At 41.9% G+C, this 22,760-nt stretch carries 23 protein-coding genes and 2 other annotated features; of the genes, 22 read left to right on the top strand and 1 reads right to left on the bottom strand.

Annotated features, from left to right (window positions below):
• The first annotated feature begins 22 nt into the window (after positions 1–22).
• From hemL to ysxE, 3 genes are all read left to right on the top strand, one after another.
• A complete protein-coding gene (hemL, locus tag MKZ05_RS12530; protein ID WP_003216796.1) occupies positions 23–1,315 on the top strand; it encodes a glutamate-1-semialdehyde 2,1-aminomutase in 1,293 nt (430 codons plus the stop codon).
• Positions 1,316–1,638: 323 nt separating this feature from the next.
• Complete coding sequence (locus MKZ05_RS12525; protein WP_339160302.1) at positions 1,639–2,889, top strand: LysM peptidoglycan-binding domain-containing protein; 1,251 nt, start codon at positions 1,639–1,641, stop codon at positions 2,887–2,889.
• 37 nt (positions 2,890–2,926) lie between these two features.
• Positions 2,927–3,958: a spore coat protein YsxE gene (gene ysxE / locus MKZ05_RS12520; protein WP_050943646.1), complete on the top strand. Its 1,032-nt coding sequence runs from the start codon at positions 2,927–2,929 to the stop codon at positions 3,956–3,958.
• Between the two features lie 34 nt (positions 3,959–3,992).
• Here ysxE and MKZ05_RS12515 read toward each other — a convergent pair whose 3' ends face one another.
• Complete coding sequence (locus tag MKZ05_RS12515; protein ID WP_003216497.1) at positions 3,993–4,181, bottom strand: hypothetical protein; 189 nt, start codon at positions 4,179–4,181, stop codon at positions 3,993–3,995.
• A gap of 168 nt (positions 4,182–4,349) precedes the next feature.
• Positions 4,350–4,579, top strand: a binding site (T-box leader).
• 58 nt (positions 4,580–4,637) lie between these two features.
• Here MKZ05_RS12515 and MKZ05_RS12510 point away from each other — a divergent pair.
• The 19 genes from MKZ05_RS12510 (at position 4,638) to obgE (ending at position 22,721) form a co-directional block, all read left to right on the top strand.
• The gene (locus MKZ05_RS12510) at positions 4,638–7,280 is read left to right on the top strand and encodes a valine--tRNA ligase (RefSeq protein WP_321999437.1); all 2,643 of its coding nucleotides are present in this window, start codon (positions 4,638–4,640) and stop codon (positions 7,278–7,280) included.
• 65 nt (positions 7,281–7,345) lie between these two features.
• Complete coding sequence (locus tag MKZ05_RS12505) at positions 7,346–8,650, top strand: folylpolyglutamate synthase/dihydrofolate synthase family protein (protein WP_339160299.1); 1,305 nt, start codon at positions 7,346–7,348, stop codon at positions 8,648–8,650.
• Between the two features lie 583 nt (positions 8,651–9,233).
• A complete protein-coding gene (locus tag MKZ05_RS12500; RefSeq protein WP_339160298.1) occupies positions 9,234–9,452 on the top strand; it encodes a DUF3951 domain-containing protein in 219 nt (72 codons plus the stop codon).
• 763 nt (positions 9,453–10,215) lie between these two features.
• Positions 10,216–10,935 (top strand): A24 family peptidase, encoded by a 720-nt coding sequence (locus tag MKZ05_RS12495; RefSeq protein WP_212046181.1) that lies wholly within the window; start codon positions 10,216–10,218, stop codon positions 10,933–10,935.
• 168 nt (positions 10,936–11,103) lie between these two features.
• Positions 11,104–12,123, top strand: coding sequence for an SPOR domain-containing protein (locus MKZ05_RS12490; RefSeq protein ID WP_339160296.1), 1,020 nt, complete (start codon positions 11,104–11,106; stop codon positions 12,121–12,123).
• Between the two features lie 177 nt (positions 12,124–12,300).
• Positions 12,301–12,870 carry a Maf family protein gene (locus MKZ05_RS12485; protein WP_003216355.1) on the top strand — a complete coding sequence of 190 codons (570 nt, stop codon included), beginning with the start codon at positions 12,301–12,303 and terminating at the stop codon, positions 12,868–12,870.
• Between the two features lie 48 nt (positions 12,871–12,918).
• Positions 12,919–13,593, top strand: a complete 675-nt coding sequence (gene radC, locus MKZ05_RS12480; RefSeq protein WP_034620589.1) for a DNA repair protein RadC — start codon at positions 12,919–12,921, stop codon at positions 13,591–13,593.
• A gap of 90 nt (positions 13,594–13,683) precedes the next feature.
• Positions 13,684–14,703: a rod shape-determining protein gene (locus MKZ05_RS12475; RefSeq protein WP_003216532.1), complete on the top strand. Its 1,020-nt coding sequence runs from the start codon at positions 13,684–13,686 to the stop codon at positions 14,701–14,703.
• Between the two features lie 27 nt (positions 14,704–14,730).
• The gene (gene mreC, locus MKZ05_RS12470; protein WP_339160294.1) at positions 14,731–15,630 is read left to right on the top strand and encodes a rod shape-determining protein MreC; all 900 of its coding nucleotides are present in this window, start codon (positions 14,731–14,733) and stop codon (positions 15,628–15,630) included.
• The gene (gene mreD / locus MKZ05_RS12465; RefSeq protein ID WP_034661648.1) at positions 15,627–16,145 is read left to right on the top strand and encodes a rod shape-determining protein MreD; all 519 of its coding nucleotides are present in this window, start codon (positions 15,627–15,629) and stop codon (positions 16,143–16,145) included. The genes mreC and mreD overlap by 4 nt, the downstream gene beginning before the upstream one ends.
• Before the next feature lie 54 nt (positions 16,146–16,199).
• A complete protein-coding gene (gene minC / locus MKZ05_RS12460) occupies positions 16,200–16,883 on the top strand; it encodes a septum site-determining protein MinC (RefSeq protein ID WP_050943653.1) in 684 nt (227 codons plus the stop codon).
• 2 nt (positions 16,884–16,885) lie between these two features.
• Positions 16,886–17,689 (top strand): septum site-determining protein MinD, encoded by an 804-nt coding sequence (gene minD / locus MKZ05_RS12455; RefSeq protein WP_003216504.1) that lies wholly within the window; start codon positions 16,886–16,888, stop codon positions 17,687–17,689.
• A 112-nt stretch (positions 17,690–17,801) separates the two neighbouring features.
• Positions 17,802–18,593 carry a M23 family metallopeptidase gene (locus tag MKZ05_RS12450; RefSeq protein ID WP_339160292.1) on the top strand — a complete coding sequence of 264 codons (792 nt, stop codon included), beginning with the start codon at positions 17,802–17,804 and terminating at the stop codon, positions 18,591–18,593.
• On the top strand, positions 18,586–19,455 hold the full coding sequence (locus tag MKZ05_RS12445; protein WP_034620586.1) for a M50 family metallopeptidase: 870 nt from the start codon (positions 18,586–18,588) through the stop codon (positions 19,453–19,455). Before MKZ05_RS12450 ends, MKZ05_RS12445 begins: the two co-directional genes overlap by 8 nt.
• A 66-nt stretch (positions 19,456–19,521) precedes the next feature.
• Positions 19,522–19,594, top strand: a sequence feature (ribosomal protein L21 leader region).
• A 12-nt stretch (positions 19,595–19,606) separates the two neighbouring features.
• Positions 19,607–19,915, top strand: a complete 309-nt coding sequence (rplU, locus tag MKZ05_RS12440) for a 50S ribosomal protein L21 (RefSeq protein ID WP_003216781.1) — start codon at positions 19,607–19,609, stop codon at positions 19,913–19,915.
• Between the two features lie 14 nt (positions 19,916–19,929).
• Entirely contained in the window at positions 19,930–20,268 is a 339-nt protein-coding gene (locus tag MKZ05_RS12435; RefSeq protein ID WP_003216478.1) for a ribosomal-processing cysteine protease Prp, read from the top strand.
• 12 nt (positions 20,269–20,280) lie between these two features.
• Positions 20,281–20,565, top strand: coding sequence for a 50S ribosomal protein L27 (rpmA, locus tag MKZ05_RS12430; RefSeq protein ID WP_003216586.1), 285 nt, complete (start codon positions 20,281–20,283; stop codon positions 20,563–20,565).
• A gap of 254 nt (positions 20,566–20,819) precedes the next feature.
• Entirely contained in the window at positions 20,820–21,404 is a 585-nt protein-coding gene (locus MKZ05_RS12425; protein WP_003216825.1) for a sporulation initiation phosphotransferase B, read from the top strand.
• A gap of 30 nt (positions 21,405–21,434) precedes the next feature.
• Positions 21,435–22,721, top strand: a complete 1,287-nt coding sequence (gene obgE, locus MKZ05_RS12420; protein ID WP_003216191.1) for a GTPase ObgE — start codon at positions 21,435–21,437, stop codon at positions 22,719–22,721.
• The last annotated feature ends 39 nt before the right edge of the window (positions 22,722–22,760 follow it).

Here is a 22,760-nt window from a genome sequence, read left to right as displayed (position 1 = left end):
GGATAGACAGGAGGACGTTGAAATGGGACGTAGCTATGAAAAATCAAAGCAAGCATTTGAAGAAGCGCAGCATTTAATGCCTGGTGGTGTCAACAGCCCTGTACGTGCATTTAAATCAGTGAACACAGATCCGATTTTTATGGAACGAGGCAAAGGCGCCAAAATCTATGATATTGATGGAAATGAATACATCGATTATGTCTTATCATGGGGACCGCTTATTTTAGGGCATACGAATGACCGTGTGGTTGAAAGCATTCAGCGAGTGGCAGAAAAGGGGACAAGCTTTGGTGCTTCGACATTAGTTGAAAATGAACTAGCTAAGCTTGTATCAGAGCGGGTTCCTTCTATCGAAGTCATTCGTATGGTCAGCTCTGGTACAGAGGCAACCATGAGTGCACTTCGTCTGGCTCGAGGCTTTACAGGCAGAAATAAAATTGTGAAATTTGAAGGCTGCTATCATGGCCACGGTGATTCTTTGCTCATTAAAGCAGGTTCAGGTGTCGCAACGCTAGGGCTTCCAGATAGCCCAGGGGTACCTGAAGGAACTGCAAGCAACACGATCACAGTGCCGTACAATGATTTAGAAAGCATTCAAGTTGCCTTTCAGGAATTTGGAGACGATATTGCAGGTGTCATTGTCGAGCCGGTTGCAGGAAATATGGGGGTTGTCCCTCCGCAAGACGGTTTCTTACAAGGGCTGAGAGACATTACAGAGCAATACGGAGCTTTACTCATTTTTGATGAGGTCATGACCGGCTTCCGTGTGGATTATCATTGCGCGCAAGGCTACTTTGGCATCACACCTGATCTGACGTGTCTTGGTAAAGTGATCGGAGGCGGTCTTCCGGTCGGCGCTTATGGCGGAAGAGCGGATATTATGAGACAAATTGCGCCAAGCGGTCCAATTTATCAAGCAGGAACGTTATCTGGTAACCCACTTGCGATGACAGCAGGCTTAGAAACCTTAAAACAGCTGACACCTGAGTCTTATGAAGAGTTTAGACGAAAAGGAGACCGGCTGGAAGAAGGCATTTCAAATGCGGCGAAAGCACATGGAATTCCATTAACGTTTAACCGTGCGGGTTCGATGATTGGATTCTTCTTTACAAATGAAGAAGTGGTCAATTATGACAAAGCCAAAACAGCTGATCTCGCTTTATTTGCTGAATTTTACAAGGAAATGGCCGACCACGGCATCTTCCTTCCCCCTTCTCAATTCGAAGGACTATTCCTGTCAACAGCTCACACAGATGAAGACATCGAATATACGATTGAGACAGTGGAAAAAGTATTTCAAAAACTACGTCGATAAACGAAAGCCGATATGGAAACATATCGGCTTTTGATCATGACACAAGGCTTGCTTTCAGCCTTGTGTTCTTCCTTTCAGCGTGAATTGAAAACCTTTGAAGTCTAGGAAGGTCGAGCACAGGAGCGGAGCGAATTGATATTCGTGAGCACCTGCGCGCAGGACTGACAACGAATGCGAGGGTTTGTCTACACGCTGCGCCGATATGGAGACATATCGGTTTTTTTGTGTTGCTGAAAACCAATCATATTTTCACTGCCTCTCTCATACATCTGTATTGACATCTAATTTTATTTTGAAGGATTAGATGAAAGGAGGACACCGACTTGTCTCAAAACAATCGATTACAGTTTTCAGTAGAAGAATCCATCTATTTCAAAAGCGGACAGGAAGTCAGTGAGCTGCTGTCTATTTCTCTCGATCCTGACATTCTCGTTCAAGAAGTGAATGATTATGTTTCGATTAGAGGTTCACTCGAGCTAACAGGAGAATACAACATAAATCAAGAGGAGCTATTGGGTGAATTGAGTTCCTATGCATCATACAGAGAAGCTGATGAGGTGAAGGTCAGAGAAGACGGGACGGCGGAGCTTCTGCATCAATTCCCAGTCGATATCACGATTCCTAAAAACAAAATCAGTCATTTAAATGATGTGTTTGTGTTTATTGATGCGTTTGATTACCAGCTGACAGAAAATCGTTTGCTCACCATTCAAGCTGATCTGGCGATTGAGGGTCTATTAGACGAGGAAATGCCCCAAGCGCCTGTAGAGGAGTCGTATGAATTTGTTCATCGTTCTGAAGAAGAATATGGCGACGTGACCTACGATTATCAGCTGCAGCCAGAAGATGAAGAGCAAGAAGAGCTACAAGGCTATGAACGTGAGATTGATGAGGATCAGGCTGTATTACAGCATGACACGCGCGCCGAAGAAGAAAAGCAGGAAGAAGAAATTGAGATAGAGCTGATGAGTAGGGAAGAAGAAACCGAAGAACTGGAAGAATCGGAGAGCCAAGAAGAAGTGGCGCTTGGTTATCGCTCTTTACCAGAAGCTCAGGTGCAAGAACCACCATTTTTTGAACCGCCTAAGCTCTTAGAAGAAGAGAAACGGGAGGATACATTCTTTGAGGTGGAAGTGAGAAAAGATCCCGAAGCAGCTGAAGAGCTGGAAGAAACGGTTCAGCCGTATCCGGTATTTGAATCACCGGCTTATCACATGGAAGAGGAGCAAGAGGCGCAGGATGACACGTACCAGCTCGGACGGTTATATGAACGAGAAGCGCCAAAAGTATATGAGGCAGCTCAAGAAGAAGAGGAGTTTGAAGAAGATGTGAGAGAAACGTCTGGCAGTGAAAACTCTCTTTATTTAACAAAGCTGTTTGCTAAGCAGGAGGAGGAAGATTTTTCTCGCATGAAAATATGTATAGTTCAGCAAGAAGATACGGTCGATCGTATTTGTGAGCGATATCAGTTGAATGTGCAGCAGCTTCTTCGCACAAACTCATTATCGGTGGATGCGGAGCTTGAAGAAGGGCAGATTCTTTATATTCCTGAATATCAAAAAAGCAATGCCTAACAAGAGATGACCGATCGAGAAAATGTGGTGAGTGAACGTGGATGAGATCCAATCTGTCCTATACGAATACGGGCTTGAGGCGGAATACGTTGAACCTGTCAGTCCTGCTGTCGTCAAAGTATATACAAAGCAGGGCGTATTTGCCTTAAAGCGAGTAAAAGCCAACAGGCATATGCAGTTTACAGAGCAAATGCTTGAACTAGAATCAAAGGGCTATCGCTCTTTTGTGCCGATTTATCGGACGAAGAGCGGTTCTTTTTTCTCAAGTCATCGTGAAAGCCAGTACGCATACTATCTCATGCCTTGGCTGACGAATGAAAAGAGAGAAGAGCAGGACGATAAACATGAATATTTATTTCAGGAGATTGCAAGACTTCATAAGCGGACTGAAGTGATGATGGATATCACAGAGCAAGAGATCGAAGCGCACTACACACAAATCAAGACCAAATGGGAAACAGAGAAAGACATGTATGAACGATTCATAGAGCGGGCAGAGCAAACTTGGTATATGTCGCCATTTGAACTGGCTGCTGCGATGTATTTTTCAGAGGCGATGTCTGCCAGCGAATTTGCCCTCGAACGACTAGAAGACTGGCATGAAGAAATGAAAGATAAAGAAACAACACGTGTTGTGTTAAATCATGGGCAGCTGTCGATTCATCACTTTTTGTATAATGATGTGGGTACAGGACATTTCACCAATTTTGAGCGGTCAAAAAAAGCCGCCCCCATTTATGACCTTCTGACCTTTTACTATCGGACATTCAAAACCTATCCCACGTCTTGTCCTGAATGCACTTCCTTGTTTTATACGTACCAAAAAGGAAATCCTCTTCGGGAGGAAGAGCTTCATTTGTTTCTTAGTTACCTTGCTTATCCGCAAGGTCTGTTTGATACAGTTAAAACCTATGAAGCAGGCGGGCAGGATGAGATGGAAAGCTGTCAACAGCTGTTAAGAGCGTATTGGCAGATGAAAAATTCAGAGCCGACCGTCATGAAGATTCACGAGATTGAGCAGGCTAGACGGCTTGAAGAAGAACAAAGTGCCTCGTCATCAGCGGAATGACGAGGTTATTTTGTGTGTACATAAGCGCGAGTGTTTAAAACCAATCAAGGTGAAAGGCGCAGGCGAGAAAAATGAGAATACCTAGGATGAGGACGTCAAATGTTGTGGGGAAAATGATCGTACGAAACCCTTGAAATATCGCAATCGGGAGAACGACTTGGGAGGCCACTGCCCGAATTTGTCTCAGCCAGGGGGGAAGTGTGTAAGGATTGATCTTTTTCAAAGCAAACGCCCTCCTTCTTCATTTTGTTATTATCATATGGGCAAAGAGGAAAAGGGTGCTTGCCCAATTTGTATAAAGAAGAAGAAAAGCGGAAAAGATGATTGACGAAAACAAAAGGCATTTAGTAATATAAATAAAAGATGAGTATGTGCTGATGAACGTGATATATCGTAAGCGTGGATCAGGAAGAGTACAAGCAAGACCCTAAAGAGAGGGAGACCATGAGCTGAAAGGTTTCCTAGGATGCACTTGTTTGGAAGGTCGCCTGTGAGCTTAATTTCTTGAATGAACAAGTAGAGAAATTCGGGAGAACCCCGTTATCCTTTAGAGTGTATGGGACACGTCTATGTGTTCCATGAAAAAAGGTGGTACCGCGAAAAAGCTTTTTCGTCCTTTTATAAGGATGAAAAGGCTTTTTTATGTTTCATCAGCCGAAAAAATGTGGAGGTTACATAAATGGAAACAAATAATCAAGAAATGCCAACAAAGTACGACCCAAATGCGATTGAAAAAGACCGCTATACGTACTGGCTTGAAGGAAAATTCTTTGAAGCACAAAATGACAAAACGAAAGATCCATATACAGTCGTCATTCCTCCACCAAACGTGACAGGAAAACTGCACCTTGGGCATGCGTGGGATTCGACCCTTCAAGACATCGTGACACGTATGAAGCGGATGCAGGGCTATGACGTTCTATGGCTTCCAGGAATGGATCATGCCGGTATTGCGACCCAAGCAAAGGTTGAGGCAAAGCTTCGCGAAGAAGGCGTAAGCCGTTATGACCTTGGCCGGGAGAAATTTGTGGAAGAAACGTGGAAATGGAAAGAAGAATATGCGGACTTTATTCGCAGTCAGTGGGCGAAAATGGGACTTGGTCTTGATTACTCACGTGAACGTTTTACATTAGATGAAGGTCTGAATAAAGCGGTACGCCAAGTGTTTGTTCAATTGTATGAAAAAGGGCTGATCTATCGCGGAGAGTACATCATTAACTGGGATCCAGCGACGAAAACGGCACTTTCTGATATTGAAGTCATTTATAAAGATGTTCAAGGCGCGTTTTATCACTTAAGATACCCACTTTCAGATGGCACGGGTTCAATTGAAATTGCGACGACAAGACCTGAAACAATGCTCGGAGATACAGCCGTTGCCGTGCATCCTGATGACGAACGTTATCAGCATTTAATTGGAAAAACAGTGGTCTTGCCAATTACAGGACGCGAGATTCCAATCGTTGCTGATGACTATGTCGATATGGAGTTTGGATCAGGAGCTGTGAAAATTACACCTGCTCATGACCCGAATGACTTTGAGCTTGGAAACCGCCATAACTTAGAGCGTATTCTTGTCATGAATGAAGATGGCACAATGAATGCAAATGCACTGCAATACAAAGGAATGGACCGCTTTGAATGCCGTAAACAGCTTGTAAAAGACTTGCAAGAAGAGGGTATTTTGTTCAAAATTGAGGACCATATGCATTCAGTTGGTCATAGTGAGCGAAGCGGAGCTGTCGTTGAACCTTATTTATCTACTCAATGGTTTGTAAAAATGCAGCCGCTGGCAGACGAAGCCATTAACCTTCAAAATGGGGACGACCAAGTTCAATTTGTTCCTGACCGCTTTGAAAAGACGTATTTACACTGGATGGAAAATATCCGTGACTGGTGTATTTCTCGTCAGCTATGGTGGGGACACCGCATTCCAGCTTGGTATCATAAAGAAACGAAAGAAGTATACGTTGGACTGGAAGCACCAGAAGATATAGAAAACTGGGAACAGGATAACGATGTGCTTGATACATGGTTTAGTTCAGCGCTTTGGCCTTTCTCTACAATGGGCTGGCCGGATGCAGATAGTGAAGACTTCAAGCGCTACTATCCAACAAACCTGCTTGTTACAGGCTATGACATCATTTTCTTCTGGGTCTCTCGCATGATCTTCCAAGGTCTTGAATTCACAGGAGAAAAACCGTTTAAAGACGTTCTGATTCATGGGCTGATCCGTGACGAGCAAGGACGTAAAATGAGTAAGTCGCTAGGTAACGGAATTGATCCAATGGAGGTCATCGACAAGTACGGTGCAGATTCATTAAGATATTTCTTAGCAACTGGAAGCTCACCAGGTCAGGATCTTCGCTTTAGCTTTGAAAAGGTTGAATCCACTTGGAACTTTGCGAACAAAATTTGGAACGCATCACGTTTTGCTTTAATGAACATGGATGGCTTAACGTATGATGAGCTTGATTTAACAGGAGAAAAATCAGTTGCTGACCAATGGATTTTAACCCGCTTAAATGAAACGATTGAAAGTGTCACACAGCTAGCTGACAAGTATGAATTCGGTGAAGTGGGCAGACATTTATACAACTTCATTTGGGATGATTTCTGTGATTGGTACATTGAGATGGCGAAGCTTCCGCTTTATGGAGAAGATGAAGCAGCGAAGAAAACGACTCGTTCGATCCTTGCGTACGTATTAGATCAGACGATGAGACTTCTTCATCCGTTCATGCCATTCTTAACAGAAGAAATCTGGCAGCATCTTCCGCACGAAGGTGAATCGATTACTGTAGCGGCTTGGCCTGAGGTGAAGCCAGAGCTTTCAAACGAACAAGCGTCTGCTGATATGAAGCTGCTTGTGGAACTCATCCGTTCTGTTCGTAACATCCGCAGTGAAGTGAATACGCCAATGAGCAAACAGGTGGAGCTTTACATTAAAGCTTCTACATCTGATGTGCAGGAACGCTTAGAGAAAAACCGTTCATATATTGAGCGTTTTACGAACCCAAGTGTACTTGAAATTGGCACAGATGTCCCAGCTAGTGATAAAGCGATGACGGCTGTTATTTCTGGAGCAGAGCTCATTCTGCCGCTTGAAGGCTTAATCAACTTAGATGAGGAAATCGCTCGTCTGCAAAAAGAGCTTGATAAGTTGACAAAAGAAGTAGAGCGCGTCCAGAAAAAGCTTGGCAACGAAGGCTTTATGAAAAAAGCGCCTGAAAGTGTCGTAGAAGAAGAGCGTGCGAAAGAACGTGACTATGTCGCAAAACGCGAAGCTGTTCAAAAGCGTATTGAAGAGCTGAAAGCATAAGGTTGAAAAGACGGCTCCTAACAAAATGGAGTCGTCTTTTTTGAAAATTTCGGATGAAATGAGAGATGACATTGTTTACAACCTATCATGAAGCCATTGAGTGGATTCACAGTAGACTGGCCTTTGGTGTAAAACCGGGTCTTGAAAGAATGAAGTGGCTGATGAACAAACTAAGCCATCCGGAACAACGCATAAAAGCGGTACATGTTGCAGGTACAAATGGAAAAGGTTCAACGATTGCGTTTACTCGTTCCGTTTTACAGGCAGCAGGCTATTCAGTCGGCACCTTCACCTCCCCGTTTATTTTAACGTTCAATGAACGAATCAGCGTGAACGGAGCACCTATACAGGATGAAGAATGGCTGAGTTTGGTGAATAAAATCAAGCCTTTTGTTGATGAGTTAGATCAAACAGAGCTTGGCGCAGCAACAGAGTTTGAAATCATTACCGCATGTGCATTTGCTTATTTTGCCGATGTGCAGCAAGTAGACTTTGTCCTATTAGAGACAGGGCTTGGTGGAAGACTTGATTCAACAAATGTTGCCGTACCTATCTTAACAGCGATTACATCGATTGGTCATGATCATATGGCGATTCTAGGTGATACACTTGAACAAATTGCATCTGAAAAAGCGGGCATTATCAAAGAGGGTATTCCGATGATCACCGCAGTTCATCAACCGGAAGCACTTGCGGTCATTCAAAATATCGCAAAAGAAAAGAAGACGGAATGCATTTCATTACAGGATACTTGTACCTTCAGTCATCAGCAGCCAACAGAAACAGGAGAACGATTTACGTTAAGCACATCAAAAAGGCAGTATCCGCAGCTTGAAACAGGGTTAATCGGAACGCATCAACAGCAAAATGCTTCCCTTGCTGTTCTACTCATTGAATGGCTGGAGCAAGAAGGCTATATTAGCGTGACAGAAGAGCAGGTATATGAAGGTATTCGGCATGCAGTTTGGGCTGGAAGATTTGAAAAAGTCAAAGACCATCCACCAGTTTATTTAGACGGCGCTCATAATGAAGAAGGGATCGACCGTTTAATTGAAACGGTACAAGCTCATTTTTCTAGTAAACAAGTGCATGTCTGTTTTAGTGCTTTAAAAGATAAGCCGTACAAGCAAATGATTCAAAAACTTGAAGCCATTAGTTCCTCTATCCATTTTGTTTCATTTGATTTTCCAAGAGCTGAATCAGCGGAAAAGCTTTATGCATGCAGTCAGTTAGAGGCAACATCGTATGATGATGACCCTCGAACAGTGCTTGAGTTCATTCAGAAAAAAAGTGATGATCCTTCAGCGGTGATCCTTGTGACAGGCTCTCTTTATTTTATTTCAGATATACGAAATCGTATTTTAAGGTAGTCAAAAGACGCAATTGCTTTTAGGCAATGTGCGTCTTTTTTCTTTTGAAATGTAAAAGATTGAGTTTACTAGGCACTCAAGGTAATTCGCTGATGACGGGAAGGAATTCTAAATGGAGTGAGCGGCATGGGCCGTTTATCCATGTTGCTCAAGCATTTTCTTCATAATGAAAAGCCTCGAGAACGATTTTTCAAATATGGTCCAAGTAGTTTGTCAAACCATGAACTTGTCGCGATCCTTTTAAGAAATTGCACAAAAAATTTGTTCTTCAATTATTCGCAAGACTTCTGCAATTATTTGGCGGTCAATATGTCATTCGTATACAAGAGGGCGAGGCGTAATTGTGTTGTGATGGAAGAGGTGAGATTTCTTACACATGAGAACTTTGTTTGTCTTTATCTCAATACAAAAAATCAAGTTCTTCATCGATTGTCCACCCACGCAAAATGTTTAAAGAAGCCTTTAAACATCATAGTTTATTTTAGGTTTAATGTAATTATATGGTACAATAAATAAAAAATGTATCACATAATTTAATTTTTAAAAGGCTTTCCTGCAAGGTTCATCTGAAAGGAAGGATAGCATGTTTATTATCAGTGGAGTACTTCTTTCTTTTATGTTATTAGTAGTTGTTTTAATAGTTATAATCCTTTTTAAACGAATTATTTTAGGTAAAAGCATAGGTGTTCACTATACTCCCTTTGACAATATTACTGGAAACACCAGTATTGAATTTCATGAAGAGCAAAATGAAGACAATCAAGGTAATGATAAGGATAGAAATAAAGAAAAAAGGTTCTAGTCACTATTAAATAATTAATTATATCCACCTGTATAAAAAAGCCAATTATATAACGTCTATCAGGGACATATTCATCCCCTTATATTTAAATAAACATCTCTTCAAACGAATTTTATTTCTTTTTAACTAGAACATAAGTCCATATTCAATACTTATAGTAGGGGCTTGTTATTTCCTCTATTTAAATATTATGTAATTGAGATAATATGTTGTGTTATTTTTAACACTCTTCTTTAAAAAACGGACGTAAAATAATTGCTTATTCAACATTCAGATTGTTGACAAAGGCTAAAATGATCTTTATTTTTTGTCTTCTTTTCAGTGTGATAGAAAACCATTGAAGTCTAGGAAGAAAATCTACTTTTGCGGAGCGCATTGAACATTCGTGAGCATCAGCGCGCAGGACAGACAACGAATGCGAGAGTTTGTCTACACGTGTATTTATAGGGGAATTTTATAAAGGAGTGATAAACTTCTATCTTGTGCTCTTTCTTGTTAGGATATTTGCTTTATTAACTTGTAATATTTGATCAAAAATTTGTGAGTTTGAAGGAAAAAGGGGAGGGTATTTGTAACACTTTTTTCTCAGATATCCGAAATCGTATTTTAAGGTAATCAAAAGACGCAATTGGTTGTATGTAATGTGCGTCTTTTTTTCTTTTGAAATGTAAATGAGAGGGGAAATCACATTTTCATTAGGTGTTCAAGGTGAATCGCTATGGTACAATCCGGGATATTCTATTTCCGGAAGGAGCCGCGATATATGATTGGCATTTTTGTGTTTCTTGCAGGCATCACCATGGGGTCGTTCTTTCATCTAGTTGGTGAAAGGCTGCCACTTAAGCGGTCTATTCTTCTTCCTCGATCTCACTGCACAGCCTGTAAACAGCCGCTATCCCTGCATGAGATGATCCCGCTCGTTTCTTATGCTGTATGGAAGGGGTCTTGTAAACATTGCGGCATTCGGCTATCTTGGCTCTATCCAACGATTGAAATGCTGTCAGGCGGTCTTTTTTTGTTCATTTATAGGATCGCTGGTGTTTCGTTTGAAAGTCTTTTCCTTGTGATTCTTTGTAGTTTATTCGTGATTGCTGTCGTGAGTGATCTTCTCTATATGAGGGTGCCGAACGAGCTGTTTCTCTTCTTTTTCCCTCTTTTCGTCATATACCGCACGCTGGAACCGCTTCTGATCTGGTGGGAAGGGGCGGCTTCTCTGATTTTTTGCATTCTTTTGTTTTCTAGTTTAGATTATTTTAAGCCGAATAGTCTGGGCGGAGCTGATATGAAGCTGTTCAGTGTGCTTGCGTTTTGCTTTGGCTTCAAGCCGTTCCTTCTCATGCTTTTTCTCTCATGTATCGCTGGAATGGTTTATGCAAAGGTCTTTTCCTTTCGAGTAAACGAGCCATTCCCTTTTGTTCCTTCGATCGCTATTTCTTTTTTGCTGTATCTCTGTGGTGCTCCTGTCTTGTTTCTATTTGGATAGTCGAAGGGGTGAAAAAATTGGCGAACACTTTTTTGCCCTGCCGACAAAAGTCTTGTTCTTTTTTTTTACTGCTATGGTAAAGTGTGAAACAGAAAGAAGGACGGGTTAAATTCGCACTGATTCATTGGACAGAAAGGTCTTTCTTACAAACATGTCAGAAAGCGGGGAATGACAGTGAAAAAGAGGCAGGCAAAAAAACAAGGGCTAAAGGTCAATATTAATGGCAAGGAAGAAATGGTGCATGAAGATGATCATCAGCCGCCAAAACAGCAAGAGGATCAAGTGACGTTTTCGAATTGGGAGGAAAAGAGACATTCGGAACAGGAGACAGCGGCTTCTCAGGAAGATTCGGCTAAACCGAAAGAAGAGGATTTCCAGTGGGATGATGCTGCTGATCATATTTATCATTCTGATCCAAAAGTCGTCACACCTTATCAAAAGAAAAAAAGCTCCTTTGATCAGAAGTTCAGTAAAAATCGCGGTCCCTTCAAGAGAGTGATGACAACGATTGTGTTTGCGGTCGTTCTTGGGACAGGCCTTGGGGTGTTTGCGCTTAGTTTAAGTCAAGATGGTACATCAAATCCTTCAGGTGGAGATATCAGTGTCTCGGCATCTGGTTCTGAAAATCAATCATCGATGAAAGCTGGTGGGGATGCGCCGAATGCAGGTACTACAGATGAATCAAAAGAGAACAAAGATGAAAAAAGTGCCTCTGGCAGTTTATCAACCTTTGTTGTACAGGCTGGGAAATTCTCTTCTGAAAAAGGAGCAGATGACTTAGTTGGCAGTTTAAAAGATGCAGGATATGCTGGGAAAAAGGTTTCCATGGATGATGGATATTATGTCATTGCCGGGCTTGCGACAGAGCAGGGGATGACAAGCGCTGTAGGGAAGAAATTGATTGATCAGCACTTTGAGGCGTGGGGAGGAAAGGAGCTCTCATTTCAAGTGCCGGATGAGCTGACTAGTTTAATAGAAAAGGCATCTGTATTATCATCCAAAGTGATTGCAGGCGATGAAGTGGATCAAAAGGAAGTCACGCAGCTAATTTCTGAGCTTGAAAGTGCCAAAACAGAGGATGCACCGGCTAAAAGCAGTTTGCTAAAAGCTGTGCAGCTCTTAAATGACCCAACTGCTGAAAATGGATGGAAATCTCAGCAGGCATTGCTTGATCAATTAAATACGTAAAATCATTTTTTAAGAAACGAAACTAGTCAAAAAATGACTAGTTTTTTTCTTTTGCATCCAACATAATGATGAAGGTACATGAAAAATGAATTTTCGTAAATTGTCGGTAAGATGTACATTTGCTAGGATGAATGGGTATCTTACTTCTTAGGCTAAACCCTGAAAGGATGAACAAACATGAACCAATTGATTCTCGCATCGCAATCACCTAGAAGAAAAGAATTGCTTGATCTAGCAGGGTTTTCTTATGACATTCAAGCAAGTCATTTAAAAGAAGAAATAAATCGAAACCTTTCCCCTGCTGAGAACGTCCAATGGTTGGCAGAACAAAAAGCAAATGATATTCAAAGATTAAATCCCAAAGCTGTGGTCATTGGTGCAGATACAATTGTTGCAATTGACGGCAAATGTCTTGGGAAACCAAAAGATAAGAAAGAAGCGGCTTTTATGCTTCAATTATTATCAGGAAAGACACATCAAGTCTTGACGGGTGTCACGGTTCAGTCAGAGAATAGAAAAGAAACATTTTATGAACAGACAGAAGTGACATTTTGGACGCTTACTCAAAATGAAATAGACCGCTATATCGATACGGGCGAACCCCTTGATAAAGCGGGAAGCTATGGCATTCAAGGGAAAGGCGCACTGTTTGTTCAAAAAATAGATGGTGATTATTTTTCCGTTGTCGGTCTACCTATTGCGAAAACAGTCAGAGTGCTTGAAACCTTTGGAATCACCCCTTTTTGAAGACAGGAAGGAATTCTAAAAGGAGTGGTCATCCTGAACGATTTCCCTATGCTGCTAAAGCATCTCCCTCATGATGAAAAACCGAGAGAACGATTTATCAAATACGGGCCCAGCAGTTTGTCAAATCATGAACTTGTTGCGATCCTTCTAAGAACAGGCACGAAAAAAGAATCAGTTCTCCAAATTTCTGCAAGACTTCTGCAAACATTTGGCGGTCTTCGCTCTGTAAAAGAAGCCTCAATTGAAGAAATGTCGAAGATTAGAGGAGTTGGAAAGGCGAAGGCGATTTCTCTTTTAGCTGCTTTAGAACTCGGCACTAGGTTACACCATCAAACGACGGATAACCGCTATGTGATCCGCACACCAGAAGACGGAGCGAACTTTGTGATGGAAGATATGAGATTTTTGACACAGGAAAATTTCGTTTGTCTTTATCTCAATACAAAAAATCAAGTTCTTCATAAACATACCGTGTTTATTGGAAGCCTGAATTCATCGATCGTTCACCCGCGTGAAATTTTCAAAGAAGCCTTTAAACGATCGGCCGCTTCATTTATATGTGTGCACAACCATCCATCTGGAGATCCGACGCCCAGCAGGGAAGATATTGAAGTTACACAGCGACTTTTTGAATGTGGAAAGCTGATTGGAATACAGCTGCTTGATCATCTGGTCATAGGTGATCAAAAATTTGTGAGTTTGAAGGAAAAAGGGTATTTGTAACACTTTTTTTTTCAATGTTTTACGATATAATAGAGTTTATGAGTTTTTCCCTAAAGGGAATTTTGGTTTAAGAAAGGAAGATACATACATATGTTTGGAATTGGTACAAAAGACCTTGGAATAGATCTTGGAACAGCGAACACGCTTGTTTTTATTAAAGGAAAAGGCATTGTTGTAAGAGAACCTTCGGTCGTAGCTTTGGAAACTGATACGAAGTCTATAGTGGCGGTTGGAAATGACGCGAGAAACATGATTGGCCGTACACCTGGTAATATTGTGGCACTTCGCCCAATGAAAGACGGAGTCATTGCAGATTACGAGACGACAGCAACAATGATGAAATATTACATTAATCAAGCATTAAAAGGCAAAGGGCTTTTTGCTCGTAAACCTTACGTGATGGTATGTGTACCATCTGGTATTACAGCTGTAGAAGAGCGTGCAGTTATTGATGCAACAAGACAAGCTGGTGCACGTGACGCATACCCGATTGAAGAGCCATTTGCTGCGGCGATCGGTGCTAACCTGCCTGTATGGGAGCCAACAGGAAGTATGGTTGTTGACATTGGCGGCGGTACAACAGAGGTAGCCATTATTTCTCTTGGCGGTATTGTGACATCACAATCAATCCGCGTGGCAGGAGATGAAATGGATGATGCGATCAGCAGCTACATCCGTAAAACGTATAACCTGATGATCGGTGATCGTACGTCAGAAGCTATTAAAATGGAAATTGGATCTGCGCAGCCTGATGTGCATGATGAAATGGATATTCGGGGCCGTGACCTTTTAACTGGTCTGCCAAAAACAATCTCGATTACAGCAGATGAGATTGCAAAAGCGCTTCGTGATACAGTGGAAACAATTGTTGATGCGGTGAAAATGACACTTGAAAAAACTCCGCCTGAGCTGGCAGCAGATATTATGGACCGTGGAATCGTCTTAACTGGCGGCGGTGCATTGCTTCGTAATCTTGACAAAGTTATTAGTGATGAAACGAAGATGCCAGTTATTATTGCTGAAGATCCGCTTGACTGTGTGGCGATCGGAACAGGAAAAGCACTAGAGCATATTCATTTGTTCAAAGGAAAATCAAAAGATAATCGATAATCGGGCGTAAATAAAGAGGTGTAAGACATGCCGCAGTTTTTTATGAATAAAAGATTAATGTTGCTCCTTGTCTGTGTCATCGTACTGGTGGCCATGATTGGTTTTTCAGTGAAAAGCGGCAGAGGTGCTTCATGGCCGGAAAAATTAGTGGGGGATACGACAGGCTTTTTTCAAGGTGTCTTTCATAAACCATCACAATTTATTGCCGGTATTTATGGGAATGTACAAGATTTAAAGAACACATACGATGAAAACGAACGTCTTCGAAAAAAACTTGATGGACAAACCCAATATGAGGCGAAACTACAAGAACTAGAAGATGAAAACAAAAAGCTACGCAAGCAGCTCGGTTATGTGAACTCTATTCGTGATTATACGCCAATTCTATCAACGGTTATCGCGAGAAACCCGTCCCTTTGGGATAGCTTTATCATGATTGATAAAGGGAAAAAACAAGGCGTTGACAAAGATATGGCGGTCACAAATGAGAGTGGTGCGTTAATTGGGAAAATTGAAAGTGATAAGCTCAACAATTTTACTTCGACTGTAAGGTTGCTAAGCTCTACTGACCAAAATAATAGAATTTCAACGAAAATTTTTGCGAAAAAGGGCAAAGAAGAACTCAACGGAATTATTAACGGCTATGACAGTAAGAAAAAATTGCTGACAATGAATATTCTGAAATCTGATGCAGATGGAGATGTCAAAAAAGGAGATCTTGTTGAAACATCTGGAGCAGGGGGCGTATTCCCTCAAGGCTTGACGATTGGTAAGGTGAGTGAAATCGAGCCAGATCATTACGGCCTGACAAAAATCATTTATGTAGAACCAGCGGCTGAACTTAACAATTTAGACCGTGTGATTGTGGTGAATCGCAGCTCAAGTACGGCAGATGCATCTGAATTGACGAAGGAGGAAGGCTCGTGAGACGTGTCCTTCTTGCTTTCGTCATGTTGTTTATCTTCGTATTTGACAGTATTTTTGTCGATCTAGTGAAGCTCCCATTTGTTTCAGACAATCAAATTTTAGCTCCTCATTTCATCTTACTCGCACTTGTATTTATGACGGCGTTTGTGAATCAAAAATATGGTGTGATTTTCGGTTTTATCTTTGGACTTTTATATGATATTTCGTATACAGGCATACTTGGTGTTCATATGTTTGGCTTTGGAGCGCTCTGCTATTTGCTAGCGAAAGCCTTTAAAGTTTTGCAAACGAATATGTTAGTGGTCGTCTTTCTGTCGATTATTGCTGTTTCCGTGATGGAGTTTTATGTGTACGGCGTTCAAGCGACAATTCAACCAGGGATTATGCCGTTTAATACGTATGTCATCGAACGCTTTATTCCAACGATTCTTTTAAATACTGCTGCGTCTCTCATACTTGTTGTGCCGCTTAGGCTCTTTTTCATCAACATGAAACAAGGACTGATCGACGAATAAAAGCAGGAGTTTGTCCAAATACGGCGAAATGAGTATGTTGTTGAGGTGAGCATCTTGAAAACTCAAAAACAGCAATATGTGACAATAAAAGGTACAAAAAACGGATTAACATTACAGTTAAATGATGACTGTTCGTTTGATGACCTTCTTTCTGGCTTGCGAGAGGTTCTTTTACTTGAGCAATATACAGATGGAAGAGAAGGTCATAAGGTTAATGTGCATATTAAGCTTGGTTTTCGGTATTTAACAGAGGATCAGGAAATGCGTTTGACTGAAGCAGTCTCTGAAAATGAACATCTCGTCATTCACTCTATTGAAAGTGACGTCATGTCAACTGAAGAGGCGAGACGATTAAAAGCAGAGGCTGACATTACCTCTGTAGCCAAAATTGTGCGCTCTGGACAGGTACTGTATGTCGAAGGAGATCTCTTATTAGTAGGAGATGTCAATCCTGGCGGAACGATTCGTGCAGGGGGAAATATTTTTGTGCTCGGTGCTTTAAAAGGCGTGGCACATGCTGGATGTAATGGGAATAAACAAGCTGTCATTGCGGCATCTCGTATGATTCCAACACAGCTTCGCATCGCACAAGTGTTTAACCGTGCACCAGATCAAAAAGAAGATGGAAATGAAATGGAATGTGCTTATTTAGATATAGATGGCAACATGATCATTGAACGCCTGCAGCAATTGGCTCATATAAGACCTAATCTGACAAGGCTTGAGGGAGGAATGTGAAATTGGGCGAGGCTATTGTGATTACCTCAGGAAAAGGCGGCGTTGGCAAAACAACAACATCTGCAAACTTAGGCACAGCACTAGCAATTCAAGGGAAAAAGGTGTGTCTAGTTGATACCGATATTGGCCTTCGGAATTTAGATGTCGTGATGGGGCTTGAGAACCGCATTATTTATGATCTAGTCGATGTAGTAGAAGGAAGATGTAAAATTCACCAAGCGCTTGTAAAAGATAAGCGTTTCGAGGATCTTTTGTATCTTTTACCCGCTGCTCAAACAAGCGATAAAACGGCTGTAGAACCAGAGCAGATCAAAGAATTAATTCAATCATTGAAACAAGACTTTGATTATGTCGTCATTGATTGCCCTGCTGGAATTGAGCAAGGCTTTAAAAATGCTGTATCTGGTGCAGATAAGGCAATTGTCGTGACGACGCCTGAGATCTCAGCTGTAAGAGATGCCGACCGTATCATCGGCTTGTTAGAACAAGAAGATATCGAACCACCTCGTTTGATTGTCAACCGTATTCGTACACACATGGCGAAAAGTGGCGATTCAATGGATGTGGATGAAGTTGTCCATCACTTATCGATTGATCTTCTTGGCATTGTCGCTGATGATGATGACGTGATTAAGGCTTCAAACAATGGTGAACCGATTGTCATGGATGCTAAAAATAAAGTCTCGATTGCGTATCGTAATATCGCCCGCCGCGTACTAGGCGAATCTGTTCCACTTCAATCATTTGAAGATGAAAACAAAGGAATGTTTGCTAAGCTGAAAGCATTTTTTGGTGTAAGAGCTTAATAAGCATTCAGGTAAGATGAGACCGATTCGATCAGAATCGGTCTTTTTGTTGCATATCAGATGAGGTCACCACATAAAATGTACAAACTGTTTGTATGTAAAGGGTGATCTCATGAAAAGTGTGGACGAGTACCGAAAGAAAATCGCGCAGCGCCGCAAAACGAAGCAGTCAGCTGCTCCATCTAAGAAGACGACTTTCAAGAAAAAAGAGGATATCCCTCCATGGGTCATGCTGACAGAGGAAGAAAAGCATTCAGGGTCGTCTTCCTTTGAATTGTCGTCTCATCAGCCGAAGAAATATCAGCATCCGCTATTTAATCCCAATGCCTTTGTGCTGAAATGTTTATTATCTGCGTCTCTTGTGTTATTTGCAGCCATTTCATTTAAAGGTCAGGCAGGGCCGTTTCAGCAGCTGAAGCCAATCATTACGCAGACCTTTGAGCAAGATTTTCAATTTGCTGCTGCCAATCGCTGGTTTGAGAAAACAGTTGGAAACCCCCTTGCCTTTTTAACAGACAAAAAGGAAGACCAAAAAGATGTACAAGCGAACCAAGAACTGGCCGTACCTGCTTCTGGAAAAGTACAGGAATCCTTTACGCAAAACGGAGCAGGTGTCAAAATCGAAACAGCGGCTGAAGCGATTGACAGTATGAAGGAAGGCTATGTAGTAGAAGTGAAAAAGAAAAGTGACACAGGGCTGACAGTGGTCGTGCAGCATGCGGATAACAGCTATAGCTGGTACGGTCAATTAAAGGAAGCCAATGTGGCCTTATACGATTTTGTCGACAAGGGTGAGAAAATTGGCCAGATCTCACTTGATGATCAAGGAAAGGGCACATATTACTTTGCCATTAAGCAAAATGAACAGTTTATCGATCCTATTCAGGTGATGACCTTTGAATAGATGGCTGGTCATGCTGACGAAAATTCACATTCATCCGCTGCTGTGGATTGTGATGGCGTTTGCGATCCTCTCTGGTCAAATCAAGCCGCTGCTTTGTCTGCTCATTATCGTCTTTGTCCATGAGCTTGGACATGCAGCGGCTGCTTGCTATTATCATTGGCGCATTCGGCGGATTTTTCTACTCCCGTTTGGCGGAGCGGTAGAAGTAGAAGAGCATGGGAACCGCCCGCTAAAGGAAGAGCTGGCGGTCATTTTATGCGGGCCACTCCAGCATGTACCGCTCCAGCTAATGGCGTGGTTTTTCATGGAAGCTTCTCTTATTTCACACGACATTTTTACGATGTTCACTTTTTATAATATGGCGATTTTCCTTGTGAATCTTTTGCCGATTTGGCCGCTAGATGGCGGGAAATTATTCTTTTTGCTCTTATCAGCATATTACCCTTTCCAACGTGCACATGCCCTTGCCATAAAAGGCTCCCTTGTTTTTTTTAGTCTGTTGACAGGCGGATTACTTTTGTTTGCGCCGCTTCAATTCAACGGCTGGGTGCTGCTCACCTTTTTAGCCTATTCACTCGTGATGGAGTACCGGCAGCGGCATTATGTCAGGGTTCGTTTTTTACTAGAACGTTATTACGGTAAAAAAGAGCAAAAGGTAGAAAAGCTGATTCCGCTGAGAGCGAGCGCTGAGGAAAAAGTATATGAAGTCATGGCGCGATTCCAAAGAGGCTGTAAGCATCCGATTATTATTGAAAGAGATGGCGTGAAAATGAGCCAGCTTGACGAAAATGAACTGCTTCATGCGTATTTTTCAGATCGAAGAACCACCTCCTCAATGGAAGAGCTTCTTTTGCCGTACTAGTGATGAAAATACATTGACATTCTGCGTCTAATTTGATATATTTTTTAATGTTATGGATATGTAGCACCCGTGCTACAACCGCGCGAAGCAGGTGTAAAGAGCCTAAGGCCCCCTGTATTCGGCGAGTCTGAGTTTATTAGGAGGTGCAGAGATGTACGCAATTATCGAAACTGGTGGTAAACAAGTAAAAGTTGAAGAAGGTCAAACTGTTTATGTTGAAAAACTAGCTGCTGAAGCAGGTGAAACAGTAACTTTTGAAAACGTATTGTTTGTCGGCGGAGACACTGTCAAAGTGGGTAACCCTTCAGTTGCTGGAGCAACAGTAACGGCTAAAGTTGAAAAACAAGGTCGCGGTAAGAAAATTACTGTGTTCAAGTACAAACCGAAGAAAAACAACCACAAGAAACAAGGTCATCGTCAACCTTACACTAAAGTTGTTATCGAAAAAATCAACGCTTAAGGCGTGTGAGTGATATGATCAAAGCAACCATTACTCGGTCGGCAGCAGATGAAAGCATTACGTCTTTTCAGATGACTGGACATGCCGAGTTTGCTGAAAAAGGTCAGGATCTCGTTTGTGCAGGAGTATCTGCTGTTGTTTTCGGTTCAGTCAATTCAATTATTGCACTGACAGGATTGGACCCTCTGCTTGATATTGGCGAGGAAGGCGGCTATTTCTCTTTTGAATTGCCGGCTGATACAGATCCAGTATCCTTTGAAAAAGCCCAGCTGCTTTTAGAAGGCATGGTCGTTTCCTTAGAAACAATCGAACGAGATTATCACGATTATGTGAGAATATCTACAAAAAAATAGGAGGTGAACTTCATGCTTAGATTAGATCTTCAATTTTTCGCATCTAAAAAAGGGGTAGGTTCTACAAAGAACGGACGTGACTCTGAGTCTAAACGTTTAGGCGCTAAACGTGCTGATGGTCAATTCGTAACTGGTGGTTCTATCCTTTATCGTCAACGTGGAACAAAAATCTATCCAGGTGAAAACGTTGGACGCGGAGGCGACGACACTCTTTTCGCTAAAATCGACGGAACAGTTAAATTCGAACGTTTCGGTCGTGACCGTAAAAAAGTGAGCGTATATCCTGCGGCACAATAATTGCTAAAAACTCCGGTCATTGACTGGAGTTTTTTTCACTTTTTACAAGTAGTATCGAAGATGAAAAAGAGATGCACTCCATCAATATCAAAGAACGTTTGCTGACTTTGCCTCATTTTCTCCTATAGATCAGAAAAAACAACCTTTCCTCACATAACTAGTGTTTTTCTATGCTGTCTTCTCTGTTATAATTCAGGGAGACATATTGATGATAAGACTCCTAAAAGAGAGACCAAACGATTGGGAGTGCGATAATGGAAGAGATATCAAGTAAACAAAACGAAAAATTAACTCACGTTGCATTAACAAATGAATTGATCTATCTGCTCAGTCGTTCAAGACATGACTGGATGAATAAATTGCAGCTGATCAAGGGCAACTTGACATTAGAAAAATATGACCGTGTGTTTGAAATTATAGAAGAAATGGTCATTGAAGCACAGCATGAATCCAAACTCTCAAATTTAAAAATTCCCCAATTGGCCTATTACTTTCTAACATTTAATTGGGAGTCGCATTTTATCACCTTAGAATACGAAGTGCTTGGTGAAACCCGAGACTTATCAGCATATGAATCGCAGCTGCTAACGGTATCACAGGAGTTGTTTTCGATATTCGATCAATCAGTTTGCCAGAAAACTGAAAATCATTTAACGGTCACGTTCCAAACAGATCATGAAGAGAATGATGTGATCTTATATTTTGATTTCAAAGGAAAATTAACAAGTTTGGATGCGTTAAATGCGTTTCATGACGCAAACTATCCATGTATGAGTGTAGTTCAATTTCATGTGACAAGTCATGAGTCCATGATCGAGCTTTGTTTGAGGCAAGAATGAGATATGTGATGCAGAGAAACGGAGGAAGTTATGTTTGTAGATCAGGTTAAAGTGTATGTTAAAGGCGGTGACGGCGGAAACGGTATGGTGGCGTTTCGTCGTGAAAAATATGTGCCAAAAGGCGGACCGGCTGGCGGCGATGGTGGAAATGGTGCAGATGTTGTATTTGAAGTAGACGAAGGACTCAGAACATTGATGGACTTTCGTTATAAGCGCCATTTTAAGGCGGATCGCGGCGAGCACGGAATGAGTAAAAACCAGCACGGCCGAAATGCGGAAGAAATGGTTGTCAAAGTTCCGCCCGGTACGGTTGTGACGGATGCAGAGACAGAACAAGTACTCGCAGACTTAACAGAGCATGGACAGCGGGCAGTCATTGCAAAAGGCGGACGAGGCGGACGTGGAAATTCACGTTTCGCAACACCGGCAAACCCTGCACCACAGCTTTCTGAAAATGGCGAGCCAGGTAAAGAACGTGACGTCATCTTAGAATTAAAAGTACTTGCAGATGTTGGACTTGTTGGTTTCCCAAGTGTCGGGAAGTCGACACTGCTTTCAATAGTCTCTTCTGCGAAACCGAAAATTGCAGATTATCATTTCACAACGCTTGTGCCGAACCTAGGAGTTGTCGAAACAGATGATAACCGAAGCTTCGTCATGGCGGATCTGCCAGGACTGATCGAAGGCGCGCACGAAGGTGTTGGCTTAGGTCATCAATTTTTACGCCACATTGAGCGGACACGCGTCATTGTCCATGTCATTGATATGTCAGCACTTGAAGGACGTGACCCGTACGAAGATTATGTGACGATTAATGAAGAGCTTGAGCAATACAATATGAGATTGACTGAGCGTCCACAAATCATTGTAGCGAACAAAATGGACATGCCAGATGCTGCTGACAATCTAGCGGCATTTAAAGAAAAATTAACGGATGACTATAAAGTGTTCCCAATTAGTGCGATCACAAGAGAAGGGCTTCGTGAGCTTTTATTTGAAATCGCCAATCAGCTTGAAACAACACCGGAATTCCCGCTTTATAATGAAGAGGAACTGTCTGATAACCGCGTAATGTACAGGTTTGATGAGGGAGATGCACCATTTGAGATCACAAGAGATCCTGACGGTACATTTGTCATAACGGGTAAAGCACTTGAGCGACTGTTTAAGATGACAGATTTCTCAAGAGATGAGTCCGTGAAACGATTCTCTAGACAATTGCGCGGAATGGGTGTCGATGATGCCTTGCGTGAGCGTGGTGCACAAGACGGCGACATCATTCGTCTGCTTGAATTTGAATTTGAATTTATTGATTGATCAAAAGGAGGGTCCAGTCCATGGGCTCTCCCGTTTTTA

The organism is Bacillus sp. FSL M8-0277, assembly GCF_037975305.1.
GTDB classification, from domain to species: domain Bacteria; phylum Bacillota; class Bacilli; order Bacillales; family Bacillaceae; genus Bacillus; species Bacillus pumilus.
This window is presented reverse-complemented; position numbering and strand designations above follow the sequence as displayed.